Below are 11,337 nucleotides of genomic sequence, written 5' to 3'. Positions count from 1 at the left end.
GGTCTCTGCGTACCCGAGGACGCTGTCCTTGACGCGGCGGGGGAGCGGCACGTCGGTCACAAGGAGGTCACCCGGCCTTGACGCGGCGGACCGCCAGGGTGAACACTCCCGCATAGCGGTCGACAATGTCGAACGGCGACCGGAGAAACAGCCCCACTGGGACTCCCTGGGGTTACACCGGTCTCTCCCCCACCCGCCTCCTGCCACGCCTGCCGTCCCGCTCCCCCGGGGCAGGCACCCCATGGCACCGGCCATACGGACAAAGGAGTCTTTGTGTCCGCCCTCTCCAACGGCGACATCTTCGTCGGCGAAACGCTCGGCACGGCCGCGCTGATACTCCTCGGCGGTGGCGTCTGCGCCGCCGTCACCCTGAAGAAGTCCAAGGCCCAGAACGCCGGCTGGCTGGCGATCACCTTCGGCTGGGGCTTCGCGGTGCTGATCGCCGCGTACATGTCCGCACACAAGTCCGGCGCCCACCTGAACCCCGCCGTGACCCTGGCCATCGCCGTCAAGACCGGCGACTGGAGCCACGTGCCGCTCTACCTCGGCTCCCAGATGTTCGGCGCGGTGATCGGCGCCGTCCTGGTGTGGCTGACCTACCTGGGCCAGTTCCAGGCCAACGAGGCCCCCACCCTGGGCATCTTCTCCACCGGGCCCGAGATCCGGAACCCGATCCAGAACCTGCTCACCGAGATCATCGGCACCATGGTGCTGTGCATGTTCATCCTGACCTCGGGCCTGACCCTCGGTGACGGCCTGTCCGGTCTCGGCATCCTGCTCACCGCGCTGACCGTGGTCGGCATCGGCCTGTCGCTCGGCGGCCCGACCGGCTACGCGATCAACCCGGCCCGCGACCTCGGCCCGCGCATCGTGCACTCGCTGCTGCCGATCCCGAACAAGGGCTCGTCCGACTGGAGTTACGCCTGGATCCCGGTCGCCGGACCGCTGATCGGCGGTCTGCTCTCCGGCCTGCTCTACAAGGGCCTGTTCTAACCCCTAAGCCCCGTTTACCTCCCCCACCTCAGAGCCGAGGATCACCACATGACCGCCACCGCCGTGAAAAGCAGCTACATCGCAGCGATCGACCAGGGCACCACCTCCAGCCGCTGCATCATCTTCGGCGCGGACGGCCGGATCGTCTCCGTCGACCAGCAGGAGCACCGGCAGATCTTCCCGCAGCCCGGCTACGTCGAGCACGACGCCACCGAGATCTGGACCCGGGTGCAGTCCGTGGTCCGCGGCGCGCTGGACAAGGCCGGCCTGACCAAGGACGACATCCGCGCGATCGGCATCACCAACCAGCGCGAGACCACCGTGCTGTGGGACAAGAACACCGGCGAGCCGGTGCACAACGCGCTGGTCTGGCAGGACACCCGCACCGAGGCGCTCTGCCGGGAGCTGGGCCGCAACGTGGGCCAGGACCGGTTCCGCCGCGAGACCGGCCTGCCGCTGGCCAGCTACTTCGCCGGCCCGAAGATCCGCTGGCTGCTGGACAACGTCGAGGGCCTGCGCGAGCGCGCCGAGGCCGGCGACATCCTGTTCGGCACCATGGACACCTGGGTCATCTGGAACCTGACCGGCGGCGTCAACGGCGGCAAGCACGTCACCGACGTGACCAACGCCAGCCGGACCATGCTGATGAACCTGCACACCCTGGCCTGGGACGAGTCGATCGCCACCTCGATGGACGTGCCGCTCTCGGTGCTCCCGGAGATCCGCTCCTCCGCCGAGGTCTACGGCCACGCGGTCGGCGACCTGGAGGGCGTGCCGGTCGCGGCGGCGCTCGGCGACCAGCAGGCGGCGCTGTTCGGCCAGACCTGCTTCGACGAGGGCGAGGCCAAGTCCACCTACGGCACCGGCACCTTCCTGCTGCTGAACACCGGTGAGAAGGTGGTCAACTCCTACCACGGCCTGCTCACCACGGTCGGCTACCGGATCGGCGAGCAGAAGCCGGTCTACGCCCTGGAGGGCTCGATCGCGGTCACCGGCTCGCTGGTGCAGTGGCTGCGCGACCAGCTCGGCATCATCTCGACCGCGGCCGAGATCGAGACCCTGGCCTCCACCGTGGAGGACAACGGCGGCGCCTACTTCGTGCCGGCCTTCTCCGGCCTGTTCGCCCCGTACTGGCGCTCCGACGCCCGCGGCGTGATCGCCGGCCTGACCCGGTACGTGACCAAGGGCCACCTGGCCCGCGCCGTGCTGGAGGCCACCGCCTGGCAGACCCGCGAGGTGGTCGACGCGATGCAGAAGGACTCCGGCGTCACGCTGACCGCGCTCAAGGTCGACGGTGGTATGACCTCCAACAACCTGCTGATGCAGAACATCGCCGACGTGCTGGACGCCCCGGTGGAGCGTCCGTTCGTGGCCGAGACCACCGCGCTGGGCGCCGCCTACGCGGCCGGCCTGGCGGTGGGCTTCTGGCCGGACCTGGACACCCTGCGGGCCAACTGGCACCGGGCCGCGGAGTGGACGCCGCGGATGGACGAGGCCACCCGGGAGCGCGAGTACAAGAAGTGGCTCAAGGCCGTGGAGCGCACCATGGGGTGGGTGGAGGAGGACCAGGAGAGCTGAGCCGTACGCCGGCCGGGGCACGCGCCCCGGCCGGCTGCTGGATTTCCCCCGGCCCGACCCGACGGGCCGAACGCACTTCGAGAGGAGACCCGGCGCCGCCCGCACCGCGGCCCGGAACACACCACATGGCTACCATCCCGACCCTGGGCGCCGAGCGCACCCCCGGCCGCACCGCTTCCCGCGCCGAGACCCGTGAGCTGCTCGGCAGGGCCACCTACGACCTGCTGGTGATCGGCGGCGGCATCCTGGGCACCGCCGTCGCCTGGACCGCCTCCCAGGCCGGCCTCAAGGTCGCCATGGTGGACGCGGGCGACTTCGCGGGCGCCACCTCCAGCGCCTCCTCCAAGCTGGTCCACGGCGGCCTGCGCTACCTGCAGACCGGCGCGGTCAAGCTGGTCGCCGAGAACCACAAGGAGCGCCGGGCGCTGGCCACCGACGTGGCGCCGCACCTGGTCAACCCGCTGACCTTCTTCGTGCCGGTCTACAAGGGCGGCCCGCACAGCGCCCCGAAGCTCGGCGCCGGTGTCTTCCTCTACTCCGCGCTCTCCGCCTTCCGCGACGGCATGGGCCGGGTCTCCACCGCCGCGCACGCCGCCCAGCAGGTGCCGGCGCTGCGCACCGAGGGCCTGCGCTCGGTCGCGGTCTACGGCGACCACCAGATGAACGACTCCCGGGTCGCGGTGATGACCGTGCGCGCCGCGGTGGACGCGGGCGCCGTGGTGCTCAACCACGCCGAGGTGACCGGGCTGCGGTTCTCCGGCAGCCGGGTGACCGGCGCCGAGCTGAAGGACCGTCTGGACGGCACCGAGTTCGGCGTCAACGCCCGCCTGGTGCTCAACGCCACCGGCCCGTGGGTGGACCACCTGCGCCGGATGGAGGACGCCGGCGCCGCGCCGTCGATCCGCCTCTCCAAGGGCGCCCACGTGGTGGTGAAGCGCCGCAGCCCGTGGCGGGCGGCGCTGACCATCCCGATCGACAAGTACCGGGTCTCCTTCGCCATCCCGTGGGAGGACCACGTGCTGCTCGGCACCACGGACGAGGAGTACACCGGCGACCCGCAGGACGTGCGCGCCACCGACGCCGACATCGACCAGATCCTCGGCGAGGCCGGCCACGCGATCCGCGACGAGCACCTGGACCGCGACCTGATCACCTACGCCTTCGCCGGCCTGCGGGTGCTGCCCGGCGGCCCGGGCGACACCGCCGCCGCCAAGCGCGAGACCGTGGTGACCGAGGGCCGCGGCGGCATGCTCTCGGTGGCCGGCGGCAAGTGGACCACCTACCGGCACATCGGGCGCACCGTGCTGGAGAAGCTGGCGCACGTGCGCGGCACCGGCATCGGCGAGGACATCTCCCCGATCCCGGCCACCGTGCCGCTGCCGGGCGTCGGCGCGCCGAACGCGGTGGCGCACCGCCTGCTGATCGACCGTGAGCCCGGCTCGCGGATGGAGCCGCTGGTGGCCAAGCACCTGGCCAGCCACTACGGCACCCTCTCCTTCGACATCGCCCGGCTGATCGCCGAGGACCCGGCGCTGGGCGCGCCGATCCACCCGGACGGCCCGGACGTCTGGGCGCAGGTCGCCTTCGCGGCGGACAACGAGTGGGCCTACACCGAGGACGACGTGCTGCGCCGCCGCACCACCATGACGGTGCGCGGCCTGGACACCCCGGAGATCCGCGCCGAGGTGGCCGCGTTCCTGGAGAAGCGCGGCTCGGCGAAGCCCGGCGGGACGGAGCGCTCCGCCGGCTGAGCGGCGCACGCCGCACGGAGGCTGACGCTGCGTAAACTGAGGGACGGTCACCCGCGCGCGGGTGGCCGTCCCCTTTTGCGTCGAGATCCGAGGAGACGTCCCCGACGTGACCAGGCCACCGCTCCCGCACGACTTCCAGCGTCCGGTCCCCGCCTTCACGGTGACCAGCACCGACGTCCCCGACGGCGGCACCCTGCCGGACGCCCAGGTGTACGCCGCGGGCAACACCTCGCCGCAGCTGAGCTGGTCCGGCTTCCCGGCCGACACCAGGAGCTTCGCGGTCACCTGCTTCGACCCGGACGCGCCCACCGGCAGCGGCTGGTGGCACTGGATCGTCTTCGACATCCCGGCCGACGTGACCGAGCTGCCCACCGGCGCGGGCACCGGCGCGTTCGCGGGCCTGCCGGCCGGCGCGGTCCAGGCGCGCAACGACTACGGCTCCAAGGACTTCGGCGGCGCCGCGCCGCCGCCCGGGCACGGCCCGCACCGCTACGTGTTCACCGTGCACGCGGTGCGCGAGGAGAAGCTCGGGCTTGACGCGGACACCTCGGCCGCCGCCATCGGCGGCACCCTGGGCTTCCTGGCCCTGGGCAGGGCGACCCTGGTCGCCGAGTACGAGAACGCGTAGCCCCGCACGGTGCGGTGGCGGGACCGACCTGCCACCGCACCCGGCGCCACCTGCCACAGTCCGACCGAGCCCAACCTCCAACAGCCGTGGCCTAGTTACGCTCGCCTCGTGCCAGCGCGGCCCGGCCCCGGCCGCGTCTTCCCGGGGACGATGGAGGCAGAGCGCAGATGACCGTGGACAGCGAGCCGAGAGACCTGCTCGCCCGAGCACACCCCTACCAGCAGTCGCTGGCCGCACTCTTCGCGGCCCAGGTGCGCCGCACCCCCGACCGGGCCGCGGTCGCGGGCCCCGACGGGACCTACAGCTACGCCGAACTCGCCGCGCTGGCCACCAGGTTCGCCCACGGTCTGCGGAGCCTGGGGCTCGCCCCCGGCGCGGTGCTCGGACTGAGCGGCAAGCGCGGCATCGACACCTGCGTGGCGATGGTCGGCACCCTGTACGCGGGTCTGAGCTACCTGCCACTGGACGGCAGGCTGCCCGCCGACCGGCTGGCCGGCATGCTCGCGGACAGCCGGGCGGCCGCGGTGGTCGCGCTGCCGGGCGGCGCCCCGCTGCCGGCGGACCTGGCCGAGCGGACCCGGCTGCTGGACCTGGACGAGGTCTTCGAAGCCGGACTCGCTCTGGGCGAGCGGCCGTTGGCGCTGCCGGACCCGTCGGAGGCGGCCCGCACGCCGGCCTACGTGATGTTCACCTCCGGCACCACCGGGCGCCCCAAGGGCGTGGCGCTGCCGCAGCGCGGGGTGGCCCGACTGGCCCTCGACAACGGCTTCCTGGCCTTCGGCCCCGAGGACCGGGTGCTGCACGCCGGTTCGCTCTCCTTCGACTTCTCGGTCCTGGAGATCTGGGGGGCGCTGCTGAACGGCGCCTGCCTGGTGCCGGTGGACTCCACCGTGGTCCTCTCGCCGCCCGCCCTGCAGGCCTTCCTGACCCGCCACCGGGTGACCATGGCGTTCCTGACCACCGGGATCTTCCACCAGCTGGCCCAGGAACGCCCGCAGCTCTTCGCCGGCCTGCGGGCGGTCGCCACCGGCGGCGAGGCGCTGCACCCGGACGCCGTCCGCCGGGTGCTCGAACTCGGCCGCCCGCAGCACCTGCTGAACGCCTACGGCCCCACCGAGACGACCTGCATGGCGACCTGCATGGAGCTCACCGAACTGCCCGCGGACGCCGCCTCGGTCCCCATCGGCCACCCGATCGCGGACACCCGCTGCTACGTGCTGGGGCCGGACGACCGTCCGGTGGCGCTCGGCGAGGAGGGTGAACTCTGGGTCGCGGGCGGCGGATTGGCCCACGGCTACGTCAACGCACCGGAGCAGACGGCCGAGCGCTTCCGCACGCTGCCGCTCGGCCCCGGCGGTGCGCCCGAACGGGTCTACCGCACCGGTGACTTCGTCGCCCGGGGCCCGGACGGCCGACTGCAGTTCCGCGGCCGCCGGGACGACCAGGTGAAGGTGCGCGGCTTCCGGATCGAGCTCGGCGAGATCCGGCTGGCGCTGGTCGCCCACCCGGGGGTCACGGACGCCGCCGTGCTGCCCCGCGAGGACGGGGTGAGCCGCTACCTGACCGCCTACGCCGCCACCGGCGGGCGGCCGGGCCCGGCCCCCACCGGCCAGGAGCTGCTGGCCCACCTGCGCGAGCAGTTGCCCGCCTTCATGGTCCCCGCCACCGTGACGGTGCTGGAGCGGTTGCCGCTGACCGCCGCCGGAAAGCTGGACCGGGCCGCCCTGGCGCCGCCGCAGGCACCGGCGGCCACCGCCGGGCCGACCACCGCCGACCCGGCCACCGACGGCTCCGCCGCCGCCCGGGTGGCCGCCGCCTGGGCCGAGCTGCTGCCGGTCGGTGCGGAGGAGGAGGACTTCTTCGCCGCCGGCGGCAACTCGCTGCTCGCCGTGCAGCTGGTGGCCCGGGTGCAGCAGGCGCTGGAGCTGGACGACGAGGCCAACTTCGAGCTGGTCACCCGGCTGCTGGACGAGCCGACCCGGTCCGCCTTCACCGGCGCCGTCGAGCGGGCCCTGGCGGCCGGCCCCGGCACCGCCCGGACCGACCGCTGGCGCCCGGACGTGCCGTGGCCGGTGCCGACCCCCGGCACCGCCGAGCCCCGGCCGAACTGGCGGGCCCCGGCGCAGGTGCTGCTGACCGGCGCCACCGGGTACCTGGGCGCCTGGCTGCTGCGCGAGCTGCTGGCCCGCACCGATGCCCGGGTGCACACCCTGGTCCGGGCCCGCGACCTGGACCACGCCCGCGAGCGGCTGGCCGCCGCGCAGGCCCGCTACGGCAGCGCCGCCGAGCTGCCGGCGGACCGGGTGCACCCGGTGCTGGGCGACCTGGCCCGGCCCCGCCTGGGCCTGTCCGACCAGGACTGGGCCGAGCTGGCCGCCACCGCCGACGTGGTCCACCACTGCGGCGCCGAGGTCAACTTCCTCTACCCGTACGAGAAGCTGCGGGCCGCCAACGTGCACGGCACCCAGGAGGTGCTGCGACTGGCGGCCGGGCGCTCGGTGCCGGTGCACTACGTGTCGACCCTGGCCGTGGTGCACGGCATGGGGGCGGCCGGGGTGCGCCGGGTGACCGAGGACACCCCGCTGGACCACGTCGAGCTGCTCGGCATGGGGTACCCGGAGAGCAAGTGGGTGGCCGAGGAGGTGGTCCGGCTCGCCGGACGGGCGGGCCTGCCGGTCGCGGTGCACCGCCCGCACGAGATCTCCGGGGACACCGTCCACCACGTCTGGAACAGCGGTGCGGCCGTCTGCGAGCTGTTCCGGGTGATCGCCGAGCTGGAGCTGGCGCCCGAGCTGGACTTCGAGCTCAACCTGGTGCCGATCGACTTCGTGGCCGGCGCGATCGTCGAGCTGGGCCTGCGCGTGCCGGCCGAGGGACAGACCTACCACCTGGCCAATCCCCGGGCGGCACTGCTCGGCGAGGTGGTCGACCGGCTGCGGGCGCACGGCCACCGGATCACCACGGTGCCGTTCGAGGAGTGGACCGCGGCGGTCGCCGAGCACGTCGCGGACCGCCCCGACCACCCGTTCGCCCCGGTGCTGCCGTCCTTCACCCGGCCCGGCCCGGGCGGCTTCGCCCCGATGGACCTGTTCCGAGCGTCCGTCAGCCCGGAGCTCGACCGCTCCCGGCTGGTGGCCGGCCTGGCCGGCAGCGGGATCGACTGCCCGCCGGCCGACCACCGGCTGCTGGACGGCTACATCCGGTACTTCCACGCCAGCGGGTTCGTACCGCAGCCCGCGCTCACCGCCGGAGGCTTCGATGACTGAGCTGCTGACCGCCGTTCCCGACCTGTCCGACCCGCGCTCCTTCCATCCCGCGCCGCCGCACGCCGCACTCGCCGAGCTGCGCGCCCGCGACGGACTGCACCACCAGGACCGCGAGGGCGCGCCCGGCTTCTGGTCGGTCACCCGCTACCGGGACCTGGACGCCGTCTTCCGCGACGCCACCGGATTCAGCTGCGAGTCCGGCATGACCCTGGACTCGGCGCTGGGCAGCCGCGACCCGGCGGCCGGCCTGATGGTGGAGATCTCCGACCCGCCCTCGCACACCCGGCTGCGCCGGCTGCTCAGCGGCGGACTGAACAAGTCGATCGCCCGGGCCATGACCGAGCAGCTGCGCGACCGGATCACCGAGCACGTCGCGCGGGCGGTCCGGGCCGGCGAGTGCGAGATCGTCTCGGCGGTCAGCGCGGCGGTGCCCGCGGCCGCCACCGGCCTGCTGCTCGGTCTGCCGGAGGGCGAGTGGGCCAAGCTGGCCGACCGGGCCGGCCGGGCGATCAGCGGCTCGCTGCCGGCCGACGACCCGCGGGCCGGCGACCTGACCGCCCGCCGGGCCGCCACGGCCACCGCCAACGGGCAGCTGCTGATGCACCTGGCCGGCCTGCTGGACCACGCCGAACTGGCCCCGGACGGCCTGATCCGCCGGCTGCTCGACGCCGAGGTCGACGGCGACCGGCTGAGCCGCGAGGAGGTGCTGGTCAACTGCCTCAACCTGGCGGTGGCCGGCAACGAGACCACCAAGAACGCCGTCACCGGCGGCCTGGTCGCCTTCGCCGAGCACCCCGAGCAGTGGGAGCTGCTGCGCCGCCGCCCGGAGCTGCTGGACTCGGCGGTGGAGGAGGTGCTGCGCTGGGTGACCCCGACCCAGCACTTCGTGCGCACCGTGCTGCAGCCGCGGGTGGTCGGCGGCACCGCCCTGGAGCCGGGCGAGCTGCTCTGCCTGTGGATCACCTCGGCCAACCGGGACGAGCAGGTCTTCACCGACCCGCAGGAGTTCCGGATCGACCGCAGCCCCAACCCGCACTACACCTTCACCAGCGGCAAGCACTTCTGCCTCGGCGCCCCGCTGGCCCGGCTGGAGCTGCGGCTGGTCTTCGCGGCGCTGCTGAACCGGGTGGCCCGGATCGAGCTGCTCGGCCCGGCGGAGCGCCGGGCCACCACGCTGATCAACTGCTACGTGAGCCAGCGGGTGGCCCTGCACACCGTCTGAGCAGGGGCTCATGACGGTACGTCAGGCCGGTGCCGGGTCGCGGTGCGGATGCAGCGCGGCCCGGCCGGCCGGCGACCGGAGCCGCCCGGCCAGCCGGGCGGGCAGCACCGCGGTGAGCAGGTAGCCGTGGCCGCCGACCCCCTCGACCAGCCAGGAGACCCAGGGCAGCGGCAGGTTGCCGGCCGGGCCGAAGAACTCCGGGTGCTGCCCCTGGAAGGTCAGCCCGTGCACCCCGCTGCGGCACCAGCTGGAGAGCGTGAAGGTGCGCCGGGCCGGGTCGAAGCCGAGCGGCACGCAGTCGGCCAGCCGCTCGGGCCCGGCCCCGGCCAGGAAGTCGAGGCTGGACCGCAGGCTCAGCTGGCTGCGGGTGAAGTCGGCCACCGCCGCCCGCAGCTCGCCGGCCAGCTCGGCCGGCGACTGGCCGGCGGGGCTGTCCAGGCAGATCTCGCCGAGCAGGTTGCCGAGCAGCAGCGGCGGCAGGCCGAGGAACCGGCGCAGGTTGACCGGCACCACCAGCCGCTGCGCGTCCTGGTGCCCGTCCAGCGCGCGGACCGTGCTGAGCACCTGTGCGCAGATCGCGTCGTTGGCCGAGATCCCGGGGCCGAAGGCGGCCCGCATCCGGTCCACCTCGTCCTCGGTGAAGTGCAGTTGCACGGTGCGGTTGGCCAGCGGGGCCTGGGCCACCTCGCGGGCCAGCAGCGCGGCCTCGGCCGGGCCGGGCAGCCGGAAGCCGGGGCGGCCGCTGTCCCGGGCGGGCAGCACCGACTCCAGCAGCGCCGTCCGGTCCGTCACCAGCGGCTCCGGGTCGGCGGCCCCGGTGCCCTCCAGCTCGGCGGACCAGGCGCGCAGCAGCACGGTGAAGCTGGCGATGTCGCCGACCGCGTGGTGCCAGGAGCAGCCGAGCACGCTGCCGCCGTCGGCCAGCCGGGTCAGCCGGACGCTGAGCAGCGGCAGGTCCTCGGTGCGCGCGGCGGCGGCCGGCAGCGGGTCGGTGTAGCCGCCGCCCCCGCGCGGCAGCCGGGGCAGCACCTCGGCCCGGGTGTCCGGCGACTCGGCGGTGCCGAACGGCACCCCGGCGTCGGAGCAGACCAGCTCCAGGCCGCCGGGCACGGTGCGCAGCCGGCCGCCGAACAGCGGCACCCGCTCCAGCGCCCGGGCCAGCGCGGTGGCCAGCGGCTCGGGGTCGAGCGCGCGGGGGAAGCAGAGGACCACGGAGACCGCGAGGTCGGCGAGCATCAGGTCCGGCAGCGCCAGACGCACGATCGTCCCGTCCGCGCGGCCCGCCTTGACGGTGCGGGTGAGGTCGGCCACGGGACGGGACGATAGTGGGTGGAGCGGCTCCTGGGCCAGGGATTGGTCTGGTCCAGTTGCGGGAGCCGACGGGCCGTCAGTGCGGGTGCGGGGCGGGCTCCAGCAGCAGGACCGGGATCAGCCGCTCGGTCTTCTGCTGGTAGGCGGCGTAGTCGGGGAAGGTCTCGACCGCCCGGGCCCACCACTCCTCGCGCTCGGCGCCGGACAGCTCACGGGCCACCATGTCCTGCTTGTGCGGCCCGTCCTGGAGCTCGACCCGGGGATCGGCGACCAGGTTGTGGTACCAGACCGGGTGCTTGGGCGCCCCGCCCTGCGAGGCCACGGCGAGGTAGCGGCCCGCGTGCTCGACCCGCATCAGCGGGGTCTTGCGCAGCTTGCCGGACCTGGCCCCCACGCTGGTCAGCAGGATCACCGGCAGCGTGTCGCGGATGGTGGTCCCCTTCGTGCCGCCGGAGGACTCGTACAACTCCACCTGCTCGCGGACCCAGTTGGTCGGGCTGGGCTGGTACTCGCCGGTCAGGGGCATGCTGGCGCTCCTCGGTGCTCGGGGTGTGACGTGCGTCCCGTCCATCATCCACCGGCGACCTG

General features: G+C 74.0%; 8 protein-coding genes. 6 read left to right on the top strand and 2 right to left on the bottom strand.

All coding sequences use genetic code 11. The features are described from left to right. Window positions 1–273 precede the first annotated feature (273 nt). From ACFW1A_RS15920 to ACFW1A_RS15895, 6 genes are all read left to right on the top strand, one after another. Window positions 274–993, top strand: coding sequence for an MIP/aquaporin family protein (locus ACFW1A_RS15920; RefSeq protein ID WP_380409339.1), 720 nt, complete (start codon window positions 274–276; stop codon window positions 991–993). A gap of 48 nt (window positions 994–1,041) precedes the next feature. After that, window positions 1,042–2,571 (top strand): glycerol kinase GlpK, encoded by a 1,530-nt coding sequence (gene glpK, locus ACFW1A_RS15915; RefSeq protein ID WP_380409337.1) that lies wholly within the window; start codon window positions 1,042–1,044, stop codon window positions 2,569–2,571. A gap of 125 nt (window positions 2,572–2,696) precedes the next feature. Beyond that, a complete protein-coding gene (locus ACFW1A_RS15910; RefSeq protein WP_380409335.1) occupies window positions 2,697–4,322 on the top strand; it encodes an FAD-dependent oxidoreductase in 1,626 nt (541 codons plus the stop codon). 85 nt (window positions 4,323–4,407) lie between these two features. Continuing rightward, window positions 4,408–4,950 (top strand): YbhB/YbcL family Raf kinase inhibitor-like protein, encoded by a 543-nt coding sequence (locus tag ACFW1A_RS15905; RefSeq protein ID WP_380409341.1) that lies wholly within the window; start codon window positions 4,408–4,410, stop codon window positions 4,948–4,950. Window positions 4,951–5,117: 167 nt separating this feature from the next. Next, entirely contained in the window at window positions 5,118–8,216 is a 3,099-nt protein-coding gene (locus ACFW1A_RS15900; protein WP_380409333.1) for an amino acid adenylation domain-containing protein, read from the top strand. Continuing rightward, window positions 8,209–9,438, top strand: a complete 1,230-nt coding sequence (locus ACFW1A_RS15895; RefSeq protein ID WP_380409331.1) for a cytochrome P450 — start codon at window positions 8,209–8,211, stop codon at window positions 9,436–9,438. The genes ACFW1A_RS15900 and ACFW1A_RS15895 overlap by 8 nt, the downstream gene beginning before the upstream one ends. Before the next feature lie 21 nt (window positions 9,439–9,459). Here ACFW1A_RS15895 and ACFW1A_RS15890 read toward each other — a convergent pair whose 3' ends face one another. Further along, window positions 9,460–10,749 (bottom strand): acyltransferase, encoded by a 1,290-nt coding sequence (locus ACFW1A_RS15890; protein WP_380409329.1) that lies wholly within the window; start codon window positions 10,747–10,749, stop codon window positions 9,460–9,462. A 76-nt stretch (window positions 10,750–10,825) separates the two neighbouring features. Next, window positions 10,826–11,275, bottom strand: a complete 450-nt coding sequence (locus ACFW1A_RS15885; RefSeq protein WP_380409327.1) for a nitroreductase family deazaflavin-dependent oxidoreductase — start codon at window positions 11,273–11,275, stop codon at window positions 10,826–10,828. Window positions 11,276–11,337 lie beyond the last annotated feature (62 nt).

Source organism: Kitasatospora sp. NPDC058965 (assembly GCF_042741245.1).
Lineage (GTDB): Bacteria > Actinomycetota > Actinomycetes > Streptomycetales > Streptomycetaceae > Kitasatospora.
Note: the sequence above shows the minus strand (reverse complement) of the source record. Positions and strands in the feature narration are given on the sequence as shown.

Coding starts and splice junctions, on each gene's coding strand:
- ACFW1A_RS15910 (WP_380409335.1), top strand. CDS start 2,697: ATGGCTACCATCCCGACCCTGGGCGCCGAGCGCACCCCCGGCCGCACC.
- ACFW1A_RS15885 (WP_380409327.1), bottom strand. CDS start 11,275: ATGCCCCTGACCGGCGAGTACCAGCCCAGCCCGACCAACTGGGTCCGC.
- ACFW1A_RS15895 (WP_380409331.1), top strand. CDS start 8,209: ATGACTGAGCTGCTGACCGCCGTTCCCGACCTGTCCGACCCGCGCTCC.
- glpK (WP_380409337.1), top strand. CDS start 1,042: ATGACCGCCACCGCCGTGAAAAGCAGCTACATCGCAGCGATCGACCAG.
- ACFW1A_RS15900 (WP_380409333.1), top strand. CDS start 5,118: ATGACCGTGGACAGCGAGCCGAGAGACCTGCTCGCCCGAGCACACCCC.